General features: G+C 74.6%; 15 protein-coding genes. 3 read left to right on the plus strand and 12 right to left on the minus strand.

Translation table 11 applies throughout. From position 1 onward, the window contains the following. Positions 1-128: 128 nt before the first annotated feature. From LPU61_RS24750 to LPU61_RS24800, 11 genes are all read right to left on the minus strand, one after another. The gene (locus LPU61_RS24750) at positions 129-1,283 is read right to left on the minus strand and encodes a hypothetical protein (protein ID WP_229406311.1); all 1,155 of its coding nucleotides are present in this window, start codon (positions 1,281-1,283) and stop codon (positions 129-131) included. 52 nt (positions 1,284-1,335) lie between these two features. Continuing rightward, entirely contained in the window at positions 1,336-2,844 is a 1,509-nt protein-coding gene (locus LPU61_RS24755; RefSeq protein ID WP_229406312.1) for a PQQ-dependent sugar dehydrogenase, read from the minus strand. 155 nt (positions 2,845-2,999) lie between these two features. After that, positions 3,000-3,530 (minus strand): flavin reductase family protein, encoded by a 531-nt coding sequence (locus LPU61_RS24760; RefSeq protein WP_229406313.1) that lies wholly within the window; start codon positions 3,528-3,530, stop codon positions 3,000-3,002. 31 nt (positions 3,531-3,561) lie between these two features. Further along, the gene (locus LPU61_RS24765; protein ID WP_229406314.1) at positions 3,562-4,356 is read right to left on the minus strand and encodes an alpha/beta hydrolase; all 795 of its coding nucleotides are present in this window, start codon (positions 4,354-4,356) and stop codon (positions 3,562-3,564) included. 26 nt (positions 4,357-4,382) lie between these two features. Then, positions 4,383-6,119: an FAD-dependent monooxygenase gene (locus LPU61_RS24770; protein WP_305071993.1), complete on the minus strand. Its 1,737-nt coding sequence runs from the start codon at positions 6,117-6,119 to the stop codon at positions 4,383-4,385. A gap of 12 nt (positions 6,120-6,131) precedes the next feature. Beyond that, positions 6,132-6,992, minus strand: coding sequence for an ABC transporter ATP-binding protein (locus tag LPU61_RS24775; protein ID WP_043963444.1), 861 nt, complete (start codon positions 6,990-6,992; stop codon positions 6,132-6,134). Beyond that, entirely contained in the window at positions 6,982-7,854 is an 873-nt protein-coding gene (locus tag LPU61_RS24780; protein WP_052503804.1) for an ABC transporter ATP-binding protein, read from the minus strand. The genes LPU61_RS24775 and LPU61_RS24780 overlap by 11 nt, the downstream gene beginning before the upstream one ends. After that, on the minus strand, positions 7,854-8,726 hold the full coding sequence (locus LPU61_RS24785) for an ABC transporter permease (RefSeq protein ID WP_229406315.1): 873 nt from the start codon (positions 8,724-8,726) through the stop codon (positions 7,854-7,856). Before LPU61_RS24785 ends, LPU61_RS24780 begins: the two co-directional genes overlap by 1 nt. Before the next feature lies 1 nt (position 8,727). Next, positions 8,728-9,711, minus strand: a complete 984-nt coding sequence (locus LPU61_RS24790) for an ABC transporter permease (RefSeq protein ID WP_043963441.1) — start codon at positions 9,709-9,711, stop codon at positions 8,728-8,730. Further along, the gene (locus tag LPU61_RS24795; protein WP_229406316.1) at positions 9,708-11,255 is read right to left on the minus strand and encodes an ABC transporter substrate-binding protein; all 1,548 of its coding nucleotides are present in this window, start codon (positions 11,253-11,255) and stop codon (positions 9,708-9,710) included. Before LPU61_RS24795 ends, LPU61_RS24790 begins: the two co-directional genes overlap by 4 nt. Next, positions 11,252-12,622, minus strand: coding sequence for an NtaA/DmoA family FMN-dependent monooxygenase (locus LPU61_RS24800; protein WP_229406317.1), 1,371 nt, complete (start codon positions 12,620-12,622; stop codon positions 11,252-11,254). The genes LPU61_RS24795 and LPU61_RS24800 overlap by 4 nt, the downstream gene beginning before the upstream one ends. Before the next feature lie 470 nt (positions 12,623-13,092). Between LPU61_RS24800 and LPU61_RS24805 the strand changes: the two genes are divergently transcribed. The 3 genes from LPU61_RS24805 to LPU61_RS24815 all read left to right on the plus strand — a co-directional run bounded on the left by LPU61_RS24805 (position 13,093) and on the right by LPU61_RS24815 (position 15,958). Next, positions 13,093-13,995: a LysR substrate-binding domain-containing protein gene (locus LPU61_RS24805; RefSeq protein WP_043963439.1), complete on the plus strand. Its 903-nt coding sequence runs from the start codon at positions 13,093-13,095 to the stop codon at positions 13,993-13,995. Continuing rightward, on the plus strand, positions 13,992-14,510 hold the full coding sequence (locus LPU61_RS24810) for a cupin domain-containing protein (RefSeq protein ID WP_082106340.1): 519 nt from the start codon (positions 13,992-13,994) through the stop codon (positions 14,508-14,510). The genes LPU61_RS24805 and LPU61_RS24810 overlap by 4 nt, the downstream gene beginning before the upstream one ends. 221 nt (positions 14,511-14,731) lie before the next feature. Next, entirely contained in the window at positions 14,732-15,958 is a 1,227-nt protein-coding gene (locus LPU61_RS24815; RefSeq protein WP_229406318.1) for an ROK family transcriptional regulator, read from the plus strand. Between the two features lie 98 nt (positions 15,959-16,056). On the opposite strand, the gene LPU61_RS24820 is transcribed toward LPU61_RS24815, so the two are convergent. Further along, a partial coding sequence (locus tag LPU61_RS24820; RefSeq protein WP_229406319.1) for a cellulose-binding protein occupies positions 16,057-17,200 on the minus strand: 1,144 nt, incomplete at its 5' end.

Genomic DNA, 17,200 nt, shown 5'->3' on the forward strand with positions numbered 1-17,200 from the left:
CCCACGCGTTCGCCGGATCGGCCGAGCGTCGGCGCGGCCGATCGGCTGGCGGCTCCTCCCGGTCGGGCGGTCGAGCCGGGCGGATGACGGGCAGGGTGGCGAGCCGGGCGGGCGGGTGGCGGGGACGGTCACCGCCCGCCGCTACGGCGGACGCCCCGCGCGCCGACCATCGCGAGGGCGACCAACGCCAGCGCCACCGCGACGCCGCCCACCACGAGGGATGCGGTGCCGCCGCGCCCGGCCCGGTCCCGGGAGCCGGGTCCGGCGGCGGCGCGGTCGCCGGCCCGGTCGGCCGCGCCACGGTCGGCGGCACGCCCGGTCGGCCCCGGTCCGGTCCGGCGCGCGGACGGGGTCGGGCCGGGGGGCAGGGCGTAGCGCAGGATCCGCGGCCGCGTGCCGGGTGGCTGGTTCGCCGTCTCCGAGACAGTGAGCAGGGACCGGCCGTCGGGGCTGTAGCTGACCGACTCGCCCTGCGGTTCGTCGGGCAGGGCGATACTCCTCGGCCGGCCGGTGGTGAGCGCCCCGACGAGATCGCCGTCGGCGACGTCGAACTCGAAGGCGTCGGCGTAGGTGCGCAGCACCACCCGCCGCCCGTCGGGCGCGCTCGCCCCGCCGGTGACCACCCTGCGGCCCAGGAAGGAGTACGGGTTGCCGGTCGTGGTGGACGGCAACCGCACCTGCCCGACCCGGGCCAGCGGCACCGTACCGCCGGCCCGCAGCGGCGCGGCCGGGCGGTACAGGCCCGCGCTGCCGCCCTGTTTCGTCACGATCACGGGCCGCCCGGCCGCGTCGACCAGGAGGGCCTCCGCGTCGTGGGCCCCGTCCGGGTACGTCAGCCGGTGCAGCACCGGGCGGGCCGCGCCGGGCGACAGCCGCCACAGGGCGACCGTCCGGCGGGCCCGGTCGTTGTCTCCGGTGTCGGCGACCCAGATCGTGCCGTCCGCGCCCACGGCCAGGTCCTCGGTGTCGCGGGGCCGCGAGGGGTAACGCACCGTCCGCACCACGCGGCAGCGGTCGTCGAGGAAGAAGATCCGGCGGCGGGACTCCTCGTCGGCGCCGTCGTTGACCACGACGAACCCGTCGTCGGTGGCGACGAGGCCGGAGATCTCGGTCAACCGGTCGTCGCGGATGTCGCACACCGGCCGGCCCGCCGGCGGCGCGGGCGCGGTGACGGGTCCCGCCGCCGCGACGCCGGGGGCGAGGGCGAGGGCGACGACCGTGGCCGCCGTGGCTGCTGCCGCCGACCACCGCCGAGGGTGCCGGATCGATCCGGGGTTGGTCACCCCCCGCATCATTCCGGCCCCACCGTCCAGTGGGGAATCCCGGTGCCGCCGGCTACTGGTCGACCTGGCACGCGGCCCCGTTGAGGGCGAAGTCGTCGGGGCGCGGGTTGCTCGTGCCGTAGCTGGCCTGGAAGCCGAAGCTCGCCGTGGCACCCTGCGGCAGACCGGCGTTCCAGTCGACGTTGCGGGCGGTGACACCGGCCCCGGATTGGGTGACCTGCGCGTTCCAGGCGTTGGTGACCCGCTGCCCGGCGGCGAACGACCAGGTCAGCGCCCACCCGTTGAGCGCCGGCCCGCGGTTGGTGAGCCGCACCTCCGCCGTGAACCCGCCGGTCCACTGGTTGGGCGTCCAGGTGACCAGGCAGGGGGCCGGCGCACCGGTCGGCGGGGGCGTCGTGGGCTGGGTGGTCGGCGGAGCGGTCGTCGGCGGGGGCGTCGTGGTGGGCTGGGGCGTGGTGTCGCGCGGCGGGAAGCGCAGGATCCGGTCGTCGGTCGCCGCCGGCGAGCCGCGCCCGTCGCGGTTGCTGGTAGCGACCCAGAGCCAGCCGTCCGGGCCGTACTCCACCGTGCGCAGCCGCCCGTACGCGCCGACCAGCTCGGCGACCGGGGTGCCCGCGCCGCCCGCGCCGTCGAGCGGCACGTTCCACAGCCGGGTCCCGCGCAGCGCGGCGACGAAGAGCCGGTTGCCGGCGATCGTCGCGCCGCTCGGGGACGCCTCGGCGGTCGTCCACACCAGCAGCGGGTCGCGGAAGCGGGGGTCGTTGCCCCGGCCCTCCACCGTCGGCCAGCCGTAGTTGCCACCGGCGACGACGAGGTTGACCTCGTCCCAGGTGTTCTGCCCGAACTCGGTGGCGTAGAGCCTGCCCTGGGCGTCCCAGGCCAGGCCCTGCACGTTGCGGTGGCCGAGGCTGTAGACCAGCGACCCGGGGAACGGGTTGTCCGGCGGGACCGATCCGTCCGGCCGCATCCGCAGGATCTTGCCGTTGCGGCTGGCCGGGTTCTGCGCGTTGGCGGTCTGCCCCGCGTCGCCGACGCCGGCGTAGAGCAGGCCGTCCGGCCCGAAGGCGATGCGTCCGCCGTCGTGGTTGCTGGCCCGGGCCAGGCCGGTGAGGATCGGCGTCTGGGTCTGCGGGGCGGTGAGCCGGAACCGGACGATCCGGTTGTCCGTGGCGGTGGTCAGGTAGACGTAGACGTAGCCGTCCTGGGCGTACGTCGGCGAGACGGCGAGGCCGAGCAGGCCGCCCTCGCCGACCGGGGTGACGCCGGAGATCTGGGCCACCGCCTCGGGCGGCTGCCCCGGCCGCACCCGCAGCACCTGCGCGGAGTTGCGCAGCGTCACCAGGGCGCTGCCGTCGGGCAGGAAGTCCATCCCCCAGGGCACCGTCAGGCCGCTGGCGGCGACCTGCGGGCGGCTGAGATCGAAGTCACCGACGGCCAGGGCGACGCCGGCCGCCGGGCGGGGGCCGGCGGGCGACGGCGGGTCGGCGAGAGCTGCGGCGCCGGCGCCGCTCACCGCGAGACCCGCCACGACCGCTGCCACCATCATCGACCGGGCTCTCACGGCAAACCCCTCCAAACCATCCAGAGAATGACGTCAATATATCCGGCCGGCGGGAAATGCGACAGACAGCGACGCGGGCGACCACGTCGGGCGGGGGCCGGCATCGGCCCGGTCGAGGCGGCCGGCTCGACCGGGCCGGGCCCCGCCGCATCCGGTCAGGCCGCGCCGCGCCTGACGACCGGTTCGGCCCCGGCGGCCAGGCCGGCGTACCGGCCCTGGTGGTAGAGCAGCGGCGAGCCGACGTCGGCGTGCCGGAGCAGCTCCGGCTCGGCCAACACGATGGCGTGGTCGCCGACGGTCACCCGGTCGACCACCCGGCACAGCAGCCAGGCCAGGGTGTCGTCGAGGACGGGCAGCCCCTGCGGTCCGGTACGCCAGCGGGTCGGCGCGGCGAACCGGTCGATGCCGCTGGTGGCGAAGGTCCGGGCCAGTTCCTGCTGTTGGTGGGCGAGCAGGTGCACCCCCACGTGCCGGGCCTTCGCGACGGCGGGCCAACTGGACGAGCGCAGGTTCAGGCAGAACGAGACGACCGGCGGCGCCAGCGAGACCGAGGTGAACGAGGTGGCGGTGAAGCCCGCCTTCGGCGGGCCGGGCGCGGTGACCACGACGACGGTGCTGGCCTGGTGGCGCAGCAGCGTACGCAGCGCGTCGGCGGCAGTCGGCGGGGCGTCCAGGGGTGTGGTCATGAACTGGCCTCCGGTTCGAGGGGTCGGTTGGTCACCAGGCGGTGTGTTGCAGCGCGACGATCGGCGCCAGCGGCGCGCCGAGGCGCAGTCGCTCGAGGAAGCCGACGATCTCCGCGGCCACGGAGCGGTGTTGCAGGTCGTTGAGGACGTCGTGGTGGGCGCCCCGGATCACCGACAGCCGCGCCAGCGGCAGGGCGCGCGCCAGCCGGGTCAGCCGGTCCCGGTCGGCGTACGGGTCGGCCTCCCCCACCAGCAGCAGGTGCGCCACCCCGGCCCGGCCGGCATACGCGGCGTCGAGCAGCGGCGCGGGAACCGGCTCGGCGAGGGTGCCCGGATGCACCGACGGGTCGTCGCTGAGCACGCCCCGGTGCACTGCGCAGTGGGTGCGGGTGTCCAGTTCGTCGGCCCAGTCGCCGGGGCGGTGGGCGGCCTGGCCGGGCAGCCCGGCCAGCACGACGGCGGCCGGCCACCACACCGCGTCCGGGGTGGCGCGAGTGACGAGGGCGGCCACGACGGCGGCACCCGTGTCGGCGCCGACGAGCACCAGCGGGCGCACCGGGCTGTCGGCACCGGTTCCCTCGGCCGCGTCGTCGCCGGTGCCCTTGACCGCGTCGGCGAGCACGGACGCGAACCGGTCCAGGGAGCCGGCGACGTCGGCGTCGTCGACGATGGGGGCGGGCACGACGCGTACCCGGTAGGAGTCGGCGGCCAGCCGGCGGCCGAGGCGTACGTAGCTGGCCTGGCTCTCGCCACGTCCGGGGGCGACGAGGACGGTGCCTCGGGTCCGCAGCTCGGCGGGGCCGGTGAAGTCGAGGTAGTCGGCCATGAGGGGCCCTTTCTTCGGAGGACGGCTCAGGTGGCGGGGGCGGCGGCGACGAGGGCTCCGGCGGCGTCCGGCGCGACGGTCGACCGGCCGAGGACGCGGTCGAGCACGGCGGCGGCGCCGCCGGCCGGCAGCGTCGTCCCCCGCCAGGCCACGTGCTGGTCGGGGCGGACGAGTACGACGCCGCCCGAGTAGACGTCGCGGGCCGCGCTGTGGGTGAGGTGCACGACGGACAGCCGCAGGCCCCGCGCGGCGGCCTCGGCCGCGAAGGCGGGCGCGACGGCCTCGTCCCCGTCTGCGACCAGCAGGCCGAGGTCGTCGCCGAGCCGGTCGTAGAGGGTGTCGCCCCACGGGTCGACGTACGCGTCGGGTGCCCGGTGTCCGGGGCGCGGGTCGTCGACGTACGCGTCGGCCGCCCACGGGGTCTCCGAGGTGAGCTGGTCCGGCTCGTACCAGATGACGCCGGAGGCGTCGTAGCGCTCGTCGTAGGTCACGCCGGGCGCGTCCCCGCCCCGGTCGCCGGCGAGCAGCGCGCCGATCTCGGCGCGGCGGCGGGCCGCGTCGGGGCCCGTGTCGGCGTCGTCGGGCACGCCGATGTCGCGGATCGCCCGCAGGGTGTCGCGGGCGCGGCGGGCCCGGTCGAGGGCGTGGTCGGCGACGCGCCAGTTGTGCGGCCGCCGCTCGTGGTCGTACGAGTCGAGCAGGGCGTCGCCGCCGTGGCCGGCGAGGACGGCGGCGAGCTTCCAGCCGAGGTTGACCACGTCGCCGAACCCCTCGCCGAGGTTGCCGCCGGGGGTGCGCACGTGGGCGGCGTCGCCGGCGAGCAGCACCCGGCCGGCGCGGAACGTCTCGGCGATGCGGGTGGCCTGGTAGAAGGACGTGACCGAGGCCAGCTCCAGGTCGAGGTCGACGCCGAACGCCGCGCGGGCGCTGGCCAGCAGCTCGGCGTCGGCGGGCTGGGCGTCCAGCGGGTACGGGCCGGCGTACACCCGCCACTCGTGGGTGCTGATCGCGGCGAGGAACCCCGACGCCCGCTGGTTGAACACGATGTTCGTGCCGCTCGGGGCGGGGCCGAGACGGTCGGTGGCGTCGCCGGTGCGCACGACGAGGCGGAACATCTTCTCGTCGGCGTACGCGCCCTCGCGGGCGATGCCGGCGAGGCGGCGCACGGTGCTGCTGCCGCCGTCGGCGCCGACGACGTACGCGGACCGGATCGTGCGGGTATCGCCGGTGGTGGTGGACACGACGGTGGTGTCCACGCCGTCGCCGGTGTCGCGCAGCGCGTCGACCCGCCAGCCGCCGCAGACGGGCACGTCGTGCTGGCGCAGGTGGTCGAGGAAGACCCGCTGGAGGGCGGTCTGCGGGCGGCGGATCGGCCGGGCGAGGGAGAACCGGGCGCGCTCGGCGTCGGCGGCCGGGCGGGGCGCGAGGTCGTGGCCCACGAGGGAGGTGGCCAGGCGGATGCCCCGGTTCCACTCGGGTGGGAAGGTCCATTCGGCACGGATGCGGTGCAGCAGCCCCCACCGGCGGAAGTGCTCCACGACGCGGGGTGAGTGTCCCATCGCGCCGGCGCGGACGAGGGCGGCGGAACGGGCGGCGTCGACGACCGCGACCGGCACGCCCCGGGCGGCGAGTTCCACGGCGGCGGCGAGCCCCACCGGTCCCGCGCCGACGACGAGGACGCCGGTGCTCGCCGATGGCGTGGTCGACGGAAAGTGGACGGTGTGCACGTCCCGTCCGCCGGTGGCGGAGTGCTGTTCGGGCATGACGGTTCTCCTTCAGGCGTCGGTGGTGGCGTGCGCGGCGGAGTGCAGCAGGTCACGCAGCGCGTCGCGCCGGGTGCGGTCGGCAGCGGCCGAGCGCAGCGTGGGCGCGGAGCCGACGAGCAGGCGGGTGTAGGGGTGCCGGGGCGCGTTGACGACGGACCGGGCGGGGCCGACCTCGACGATCTCGCCCTGGTAGAGCACGGCGATCCGGTCGGCGACGCCGGCGACGGAGCCGAGGTCGTGGGAGATGAACAGCAGCGCCGTGCCGGCGTCGCGCAGGTGTTTGAGCAGCTCCAGCGCCCGTACCCGGTTGGCCGAGTCCAGGGCGCTGACGGGCTCGTCGAGGATGACCAGCTCCGGATCGGTGACCAGGGCCCGGGCCACGGCGACGCGCTGGCGCTGGCCGCCGGACAGCTCGCCGGGCAGCCGGGACAGCAGCGCGGCGTCGAGGTGTACGCGGGCGAGCTGCGCGCGGACGCGTGCGGCGGCCTCCGCCCGGGTCCGGCCGGCGATGAGCAACGGTTCGACCAGGGACTCCTCGACGCTGAGGTCGGGGTCGAGGCTGCGCAGCGGATCCTGGAAGACGTACTGCAGGACGCCCCGGCGGCGCAGGGCCCGCCACCGGCGGGCGGAGTGGCCGGTGACGTCCTCGCCGGCGACGACGACGCGGCCGGCCGAGGGGCGGACCAGGCCGAGCACGGCGCGGGCGAGGGTCGACTTGCCGGAGCCGGTCTCGCCGATGACGCCCACGGTCTCGCCGGGCGCGACCGACAGGGTGGCGGCGCGCAGCGCGTGCAGGCGCCCGTGCCGGCGGCGGTAGTGCACGTCGAGGCCGGTCACGTCGAGGACGGGCCGGGTCGGGTCAGCCGACATGGTCGAGCTCCTTCGCGTGGTGCGCCGGAGCCCCGGCGTGGGCGTCGGCCGGCTCGCGGTCGTCGAGGAAGCGGTCGAGGCCGTACTGCTCGTGCTCGGCGACGAGCAGCCGGGTGTACTCGTGCCGGGGCCGGAACAGGATGTCGGCCGTGGGTCCCTGCTCGACGACCTCGCCGGCCCGCATGACGAGCACCTCGTCGCAGAGCTGCGCCACGACGGCCAGGTCGTGGGAGACGACCACGAGCGCCAGCCCGGCGCGTTCCCGCAGCTCGGCGAGGAGGTCGAGGATCTCGGCCTGCACGGTGACGTCGAGCGCGGTGGTGGCCTCGTCGGCGATGAGGACCTGCGGGTCGGCCGCGATCGCCGTGCCGATGAGGACGCGTTGCAGCATGCCGCCGGACAGCTCGTGCGGGTACTGCTGGTAGACCCCCTCCGGGTCGCGCAGCCGCAGGGTGGCGAGCAGGTCGACGGCCCGCCGCCGGGCTTCCCGCCGCTTCAGCCGCCGCTTTGCCCGCAGCACCTCGGCGATCTGGGCGCCGACGCGCAGCGACGGGTTGAGGTAGGAGGCGGGGTCCTGGAAGACGGCGCTCACGGTCGCGCCGCGCAGGTCGGTCCACTCCCGCCGGGTGAGGTCGGCGACGTCCCGGCCGGCGAGGTGGATCGCGCCGCCCGCCACGGTGAAGTGCTCCGGCAGGATGCCGAGCACGGCCCGGCAGGTGAGGGTCTTGCCGCTGCCGGACTCCCCCACGATGCCGACCGCCCGGCCGGGGGTGAGCGAGAAGGACACCCCGCGCACCACGTCCCGGTTGCGCACCGCGTCGTGGATGCGCACGTCGCGCAGGCTCAGCACCTCGTCGGCCATCAGGCACTCCCTTCCGCGGCGGCCAGCCGGCCCCGGATCGTCCTGCTGTGCAACAGCGCGCGGCCGGCCTCGCCGGACACGTCGCGGATCGCGTCGGCGAGCAGGTTGCACGCCCACACGGTGGCCATGATCAGCACGGTCGGGGCGAGCGGCGCCCACGGCCGGTAGCTGAGGTAGCCGAGGTCGGAGGCGAGCACCCCGCCCCAGGTGGGGGCGGGCGGGCGTACGCCGATGCCGAGGAACGTCAGGCTGGACACCACGACGAAGCCGACGCCGGCGGTGTTGGCCAGCGCGATCGCGATGGGCGGGAGCACCTTGGCCCAGACGTGCCGGCGCACGATCCAGCCGACGGACGCGCCGGAAATGACCGCCGCCTCGACGTACGGGGAGCGGGCGACCGACAGCGTCGCCGCCCGGGACACCCGGAAGAACAGCGGCGAGACCATGATGCCCACCGTGAGCATCGCCTGCGGGATGCCGTTGCCGAGCAGGGCGGTCACCGCGACGGCGAACACCAGGAACGGCAGCGCGATGAGGGTGTCGGCCAGCCGCAGCGTCACCCACTCGAAGCCGCGCCCGAGGTAGACCGACAGGATGCCGGGGACGACGCCGACGACGAGCGCCATCAGCGTGACCTGCACGGCGCCCAGGACGCTGAGCCGGGAGCCGGCCAGCAGCCGGCTGAGCACGTCGCGGCCGAGGTAGTCGGTGCCGAGCAGGTGCCGCGCCGACGGCGGGGCGAGGATGTCGGTGCCGCCGGCCAGGGGGTCCTGCGGAGCCAGCAGCGGCCCGAACAGGGCCAGCAGCGCGATCGCGGCGAGGATGCCCACGGCGATGCGGCCGGAGGTGAGGCCGAGGATCCGGCGGATCACGTCACACCCCTCTCGCCGAGGCCGGGGTGACCCGGCTCAGAACGACGTTGACCAGCAGGTTGAACACGACGACGAGCACGATCGAGACGACCAGGACGCCCTGCACGGCGGGGACGTCGCCGCGCTGGGCCGAGCTGGCGGCGAACTGGCCGAACCCCGGCATCCCGAAGATCGCCTCGGTCACCACCGCACCGCCGAGCAGGTTGGGGAACTTCATCCCCAGCACGGTGAGCGCGGGCCCGATGCCGTTGCGCAGCACGTGCCGGAAGAAGATCCGGCGGGGGCCGAGGCCGCGCACGACGGCCCCGGTGACGTAGTTCTCCCGGTAGGCCGCCACGAGGCCGGAGCGCAGTTGTCGGGCCACGTCGGAGACCGTGTCGAAGCTGAGCGCGATCGCCGGCAGGGTGATGTGCGCCAGCCAGACGCCCAGCCCCCGGTCCGCCGGGGCGTAGCCGGCGGACGGGAACCAGCCGAACCCGACCGCGAACACCGCGACCAGGACGATGCCGACGACGAACGACGGCATCACCGACACGACGGTCATGAACCCGGTGATGGTCCGGTCGACCCAGGTGCTGCGCCGCAGCGCCGCGAGGACGCCGAAGCCGAACCCGAACACGACGCCGATGGCCAGCGCGAGCCCGGCGACGGACAGGCTGATCACCGCGCCCTCGGCGAGCAGTCGGGAGATGTCGGCCCCGTTGTGCCAGCTCGTGCCGAGGTCGCCGGAGAGCACGTCGCCGAACCAGTCGAGGTACTGGGTGAGGAAGGGCCGGTCCAGGCCCCACTGGTGCTCGATTCGGGCGATCGACTCCGGCGTGGCCGACTCGCCGAGTTGCAGTTGCGCCGGGCTGAGGCCGCTGAGGGCACGCAGCGCGAACGTCACGAACGTCGCCACACCGAAGACGGGGACGAAGATCGCGACCGAGCGGGCGGTCACGGCCGCGGTGCGGCCCAGGGCCCGGCGCAGACGGGTCGCGGTCACGGCGTCACCTTGACGCCGGTCCAGTGCAGTTGCCCCGGGACGGCCGGCAGCGCGGACAGCTTGGTGCTCTTGACGAGGATGTTCGGCTGCGAGTAGGTGAAGACCAGCGCCCGGCTGGCCAGCCCGGCCCGGGTGGCCGCCTGAAGGTTGCGGGCGTAGTCGGGCGATTCCAGGGGCGTGCGGCGGGCCAGGGATACGGCCTCGGCGAAGCCGTCGGGCTCGTACGGGGTGCTGAGGTTGAGCGGGCCGTTCGGGCCGAAGTGGGCGGTCAGGGTCTGCACCGGCGACTCGCGGCCGGTGGTGCCGTACAGCGACAGGGTGAGGTCCTTGGCGAAGAACGGCGTGGACCAGTTCGGGTCGACCTTGATGGCGACGTCGATGCCGACGGCGCCGAGCTGGGACTGGACGATCTCCGCGGCCGTCGACTGGGCCGGGACGACCAGGTCGAGCTTGATCTGCCCGGGGGTGTAGCCGGCCTCGGCGAGCAGCTCGCGGGACCGGTCGGGGTCGTAGGGATAGCGGTTGGCCGACTGCTCGTCGTAGGCGACGTAGCCCGGGGGGAACGGCTGGTCGGTGGCCTTGCCGTAGCCGAAGGTGACCTTGTCGACGTACTCCTGGCGGTTGACGGCGTGCCGCACCGCATCGACGACCTTCGGGTCGTCGAAGGGCTTCTTGTTGACGTTGATGCTGATGTTGGCCGCGTTGAAGCCGGGCTGGAAGACCACGTCGAGCCCGGCGGCCTTGGCCGGCTTGACCTGGGTGGGTTCGAGGTACGCCAGGTCGTAGACGCCGGTCTGCACGCTGGAGACGACGGTGGCGGCGTCCGGCGCGGAGTGCAGCTCCACCCGGTCGAGGTGGATGTTGGCGGCGTTCCAGTAGTCCGGGTTCTTCGCGAGGTAGACGTGCGAGCCGGGCACGTTCTCGGTGACGACGAACGGGCCCGCGCCGACCGGGGACTGGTCCAGCTTGGCCGGGTCCCGGGCGGCCCTCGGGCTGGTGATCTGCGCGACGCGCTGGCCCAGCAGCAGCGGGATCTGGTAGTCCACCTGGGTCAGCCGGACGACGACGTCGAGGTCGCCGCGGGTGGTGACCTCCCTGATGGAGGTGAGGTCGCCGAACAGGGCCGAGTTCTGCTGCGTCTTGGCGCGTTCGAGGTAGAGCTTGACCGCCTCGGCGTCCAGCGGCTCGCCGTCGGTGAACTTCAGGCCGGGTCGCAGGTGGAAGGTCACCTCGTCGCCGGCGGCGTTGTAGTCCCAGCCCTGGGCGAGGCCGGGCACCGCCTTGCCCGACTCGTCGATCTCGGTCAGGGACGCGTACGCCAGGGAGAGGATGCGGAACTGGGCGCCGCTGCCGCTGACGACGGGGTCCCAGTGGGCGGGCAGGGCCACCGCCCACCGCAGGGTGGGCGTGCCGCCGGAGCTGCCGGCGTCGGTGGCGCAGCCGGTCAGCGCCAGGGCGAGCGCCGCCCCGAGCGCGGCGGCCCATCTCGTACGTCGGGCGATGGTCATGGTGGTGCCTTTCCGGATCGTGTCGGGGATGGTCACGGGACGGGGCTGAGGTCGGCGGGGGCGGAGTGCGCGGCGGCCCGGCGGGCGGCGGTGTGCCTGTTCTCGGGGATCGGCAGGCCGAGGTTGCCGCGCAGGGTGCTGGCCGCGTAGCCGCTGCGCGCGACGCCGCGTTCACGCAGGATGGGCAGGACGTCGTCGGTGAACCGGGCGAACTCGCTGGGCACGGTGACGCTGACGTTGAGCCCGTCGAGGGCCCCGGCGCGGAACCACCGCTCGATCTCGTTGGCCACGGTCAGCGGCGACCCGACGAACGGCGACCGCTGGGCGTCGAGCAGGTGCTGCACGGTCTGCCGGAGGGTCAACCCGTTGTCCCGGGCGAGCTTCTTGATCCGCTCGGCCTGGGTCCTGAAGCTGCGGTCCCCGGCGGCGCCGACCTCGGGGAAGGGCGCGTCGAGGTCGTAGCGGGAGAAGTCGTGCCAGCCGAAGGGGCGGCCCAGCTCGGCGAGCGCCCGGTCGAAGCTCTTGCCGTCGCGGGTCGCGCGCTCCTTCTCCCGGGCCTCGGCGTCGGTGTCGGCGACGACGGGGCTGATGCCGGGGAAGATGAGAACGTGCTCGGGGTCGCGGCCCCTCGCCGCCGCCCGGGCGCGGATGTCGCGGGCGAACGCCTGCCCCTGCTCGATGGTCTGGGCGTGGGTGAAGATCGCCTCGCCGACGGTGGCGCCCAGGTCGCGCCCCTCGTCGGAGTCGCCGGCCTGGAAGATGACCGGCTGGCCCTGCGGGGACCGTTCGATGTTCAGCGGCCCGGCGACGGAGAAGTGCTCCCCCACGTGGTGCAGGGCGTGCTGGCGGGACCGGTCGAAGAAGACGCCCCGCTCCTTGTCGCGGGGGAAGGCATCGTCCTCGTAGGAGTCCCAGAGGCCCTGCACGACGCGGACGTGCTCCAGCGCGCGGCCGTAGCGGGTGGCGTAGTCGTAGTGCTCGGCGCGGCCGTAGTTGCCGGCGGTGCCGCCGTCGCCGGTGGCCACGACGTTCCAGCCGGCCCGGCCGCCGCTGATCAGGTCCAGTGAGGCCAGTCGGCGGGCGACGTTGAACGGGTCGTTGTAGGAGGTGGTGAGCGTGCCGACCAGGCCGATGTGGGTGGTGTGCACGGCCACGGCGGACAGCAGGGTCAGCGGTTCCAGCCGGTTGAGGTAGTGGTGCGGCGAGTCCGGCGTGATGAACTGGCTGTCGACGATGAAGACCAGGTCGAACCCGGCCGCCTCGGCCTGCCGGGCGCGGGCGATGTACCAGTGGATGTCGACGCTGGCGGTGCCGGGGATCTCCGGGTCGAGCCACGTGTGGTGTTGGCCGGGGCCACCGACGCCGAGCAGGACGGCGCCCAGCTTGAGGGTCTTTTCGGTCATGAGGGTGCCTTCTCGGTCAGCAGGGTGCAGGCGGAGGCCACGCCGACGCCCGCCGGGCACAGCCCGGCGTCGGGGCGGAGCGGTCGTGGGGATGCGAGCCGTCGGCCCGCCGGGGCCGGCGGGCGGTACGGGTGGGCGGGGTGCTCGCGACGGTGCGGGGCACCCCGGAGGATCAGCGCGCAGGCGGTGCGGGCGCCTCGCAGGGCGGGCGCGGCGGTGCGACTCGCTCGATCAGCGACGTCGCCGGTTCAGCAACAGAGCGTTGCGCGGCTGCGTGCGTTGTCGAGCCAGCGGCGACGTGTCAGCTTCACGACGGCTCTCCGACTCATGGGCTCAAGCCTGGCCCCTGAGCAGGGCGGATGTCCAACAACGGATCGTGATGGGGACCGATCACGATTCCTGATCGTTGTTCACGTTCTGTGAAACACTGTTCATAATCCGCGGCTCCCCCGCTCCTAGACTGACCAGCCATGAGCCGCATCCTGGACATCGCCCCGCTGCGCAGCTTCGTCGCTGTCGCGGACTGTGGCGGCTTCCAGCGCGCGGCGACCGCGCTCTACCTGAGCCAGGGGGCGGTGAGCCAGCACGTCCGCCGGCTGGAGGCCGCGATCGGGCGGCCGCTCGTGCAGCGGCAGGGGCGGGGTTCGCGGTTCACCGCCGACGGTGAGATCCTGCTGCGCCAGGCCCGGCTGATCCTCGCCGCGCACGACGAGACGCTGCGCGGCTTCGGCGTCGAGCCCGAGCAGACCCTGGTCGTCGGCTCGACCGAGCACGCCGCCGCGCAGCTGCTGCCGGAGCTGACCGCGGCGCTGGCGCAGACGTTCCCCGACTGGCGCGTACGGTTCCGCATCGACCGGGGCGCCCCGCTGCGCTCCGCCCTCGCCGACGGCCGCATCGACCTCGCGCTGCTGCTCGGCCGGGTGGAGCAGCCCGACGCGCGGATCGTCGGCGAGCTGGACCTGACCTGGTATTCCGCCCCCGACTGGCGGTGGCCGCCCCGGGACGAGCCGATCCCGCTGGTGGCCTTCGACGCGCCCTGCGCGCTGCGTACCCGGGCGCTGGACACCCTCGCCGCGCACGGCCTGCCCGCCGAGGTCGGCTCCGAGGCGGCCTACCTGGCCGGCGTGCAGGCGGCGGTGCAGGCCGGGCTGGGCGTCGGCCTGATGGCCACGCTCGGGCAGACCCCGCAGGGCCTGGTCGCCCGCGACGACCTGCCGGTGCCGCAGCCGCTGGAGCTGTCCGTATGGGCGCGCCGGGGGCTGCGCCCGGACGTGCCCGACAACGCCGCCGACGCGCTGCGCCGCCTGCTGTCCGCATCCCAGGGGCGTCCGCCGTCGGACGCGACCGTCCTCGCCGCGCAAGGAGCCCGATGAGCATCGTGCACGTTCCCGCCGGTTCCGCCGGCGGCGACCTCGTCCGCACGCCGAGCGGCGTCCTGCTGCCGGCCGACATCGACCCGTTCCACCGGCGGCTGCACCGGATCGCTCCCGACGGGCTGGTCGGGCAGACCACGCAGACGCCGGGGATGAGGCGCCTGGAGGCGGTCAGCGGCAAGACCGTCGGCGCCCGCAACCTGTGGATGGGGCAGACCCACGTCCCGGGGGCAACGGCGTCGGCCAACCATCACCACGGCGCCTCCGAGACGGCGATCTTCGTGGTCTCCGGGACGCCGGCATTCGTCTTCCTCGACCTGGAGGGCGAGGAGCCGGTGGAGACGCGCGTCCAGGCGGGGCCGGGCGACTACATCTTCGTGCCGCCGTACGTGCCGCACCGGGAGGAGAACCCGGACCCGGAGGTCGAGGCGGTGGTCGTGATCGCGCGCACCACCCAGGAGGCGATCGTGGTCAACCTCGACGCGCTCGACTGGTCGCAGGTCCGCCCCGGCTGACCGGCGTACGTCCACCACCAGGCCACCGCCGAGGAGCCCGCTCCACCCGGGCTCCGCGACACCTGGCTCGGCACCCTCGTCGCCAGCCCCGATCCCGTCGAGCGGCTGCGTCAGGGGCGGGCGGGCTCACCCCGCGAGGCCGGCGGCTACGCGACGGGTGCGACCCTCGCGGTCCCCCGCCGCGATAATGGGGCTCCGCGACGCCGCGAGCCCTGGAGGTCATGGTGGTGGTCCAGGAGGAGATCCGCCGGAGCAACCTCGCCACCCTGCTCCGGCACGTCCACCTGGACGGCCCCGTGTCCCGGGCGGCGCTGGGCGAACGGATGGGTCTCAACCGCAGCACCATCGGGGCGCTGACGGCGGAGCTCGCCGCCGCCGGCCTGGTCCGCGAGGAGGCGCCGACGGAGACCGGGCGCGCGGGCCGGCCGTCGCTGCTGGTGCGGCCCGAGACCGGCCGGGCGTACGTGCTGGCGTTCGACGTCGCCGTGGACTGGCTGTTCGCCGCCCGGGTCGGGCTGGGCGGGGTCGTGCTGGACCGGCGGCGGGCGGCGCGGCCTCGGGCCGGCCCGGACCTCGACCGGGTGGTTGAGGCGCTCGCCGGGTTCGGTCGCGAGCTGCGGGAGGCGGCGCCGCCGGGCTCGACGTGCGTCGGCGTCGGCGCGTCGTACTGCGGGATGATCCGGCCGGGCGACGGCATGGTCCGGTTCGGGCCGGACCTGGGCTGGGTGGACCAGGCGTTCGGCGTCGAGCTCGGCCGCCGGCTCGGGTTCGGTCCGCCGGTGTCGGTGGGCAACGAGGCCCACCTCGGGGCGCTGGCCGAGCAGCAGCGCGGGGCGGGCGTGGGCTTCCGGAACCTGGTCTACCTGCACGGCGACGTCGGCGTGGGCGGCGGGATCATCGTCGGCGGGAGGCTGCTCGACGGTGAGGGCGGCTACGGCTGCGAGCTGGGGCACATGGTGGTGAACCCGTACGACGGACGGCCGTGCGGGTGCGGCTCCCGTGGGTGCCTGGAGGCGGAGGTCGGCGAGCGGGCACTGCTCGACGCCGCCGGGCGGCCCGCCGGGCTGTTCGGCCGCGACGCCCTGCGGGACGTGGTGGCCGACGCCGACGGCGGCGACCTCGTGGCCCGGCAGGCGCTGCGCCGCGTCGGCGACTGGCTCGGCATCGGGGTGGCGAACCTGATCAACCTGTTCAACCCCGGGGTGGTGATCTTCGGCGGGATGCTGCGCGACGTGTACCCCGGCGCGGCGGAGCAGGTCCGCGCCCGTATCGCCAGCAGCGTGCTGCCGGTGGCCAAGGAGCGGGTGCGGCTGCGCACGTCGGCCCTCGGCGACGACGCGACCCTCGTCGGCGCCGCCGAACTCGGCTTCGCGGAGCTGCTGGCCGACCCGCACGGGTTGCTGGCCCGGACGGCGGCACGGCCGACGGCAGAGCCGCGACGCGGTTAGCCGGGCACGCGCCGACCGGGATGGTGCCGACCCCGGCGGGTCGGCCCAGTACGGCGACGCACTGGGCCGACCCGCCGGGCGACGGGTGACGGGACCGGTCAGAAGGTCACCGTCTTGCCGCCGAGGGTCACCACGAGGCGGCCGTCGGAGGCGAACGACCACTTCAGGGCACCGGAGTAGTTGGCGCACCGCGAGCCGTTCGAGCCGGTCCAGAACTGGTTCGAGCTGTCGACGTTGCCGACGGTCTTGTCGTTGGACCCGCTGCCGCTGCGGCACGAGGTGTTGCTCCGGAACACCGAGGTGCCCGCGTCGAACGAGAAGTTGCGCTCGGTGTTGTCGATGCTGATGTTGTTCGAGATCGACATCGAGCCCGGGTTGCGGTTGTACGTGAAGCCGTGCTTGCCGTTGCGGAACGCGATGGTGCGGCGCACGGTGTGGTTGACGGCGATGTCCTCGCCGCCGAGCTTGAAGCCGTTGCGGTCGCCGTTGCCCGCCTGGCTGCCGTCGCTGAGGGTGCCGTTGTTGTAGGCGAGGGAGTCCTCGATGGTCACCGGGCCGATCGCCCCCGTGTCGCTCTTGGTGTAGAGGTCCCAGCCGTCGTCGATGTTGTTGTGGGACACGGCGTAGCGGAAGACGTTGCCGTTGCCGACGGTCAGCTTCGCCGCGAACCCGTCGGCGTCCTCGCCGTCGGAGTCGGCGTTGTCGTGCGACTCCGCGCTCAGGACGAGGTTGTTGGCCGGCCACTGGTCGCGGGGCGTGTCGGAGGCGATCCGCGAGATCTGCAGGCCGCTGTCGCGGTTGAAGCGGGTGATCGTCCGCTCGATGATGTTGTTGCTGCCGCCGACGAAGATGCCGTTGTCACCGGCGCGCTCGACGACGACGCCCTGGACGTGCCAGTAGGACCCGTTCAGCGCCAGGCCCCGGTTCGCCGGGTCCTCGCTCATCGCCGAGAAGTTGAGCACCGGGGTCTCGCCCGGGTAGGCGATCAGCTTCTTGCGGGCGCTGGAGGTGCCGTTGTTGCCCGGCGCGATGGTGACCGTCTTGGCGAGGCTGTAGGTGCCGCCGCGCAGGTAGATCGTCCCGCCGGCCGCGACCCGGGTGATCGCCGAGGTGATCGTGGTCGGGTTGGACTGGGTGCCGGCAGCGCCGTCGGTGCCCTGCGGCGAGGCGTACACCGCGCCGCTGGCGGGCGGGGTCGTCGGCGGCGGGGTGGTCGGGGGCGGGGTGGTCGGGGGCGGGGTG

The organism is Micromonospora sp. NBRC 110038, from assembly GCF_020884815.1.
In the GTDB taxonomy this organism is placed as follows: Bacteria; Actinomycetota; Actinomycetes; order Mycobacteriales; family Micromonosporaceae; genus Micromonospora; species Micromonospora haikouensis.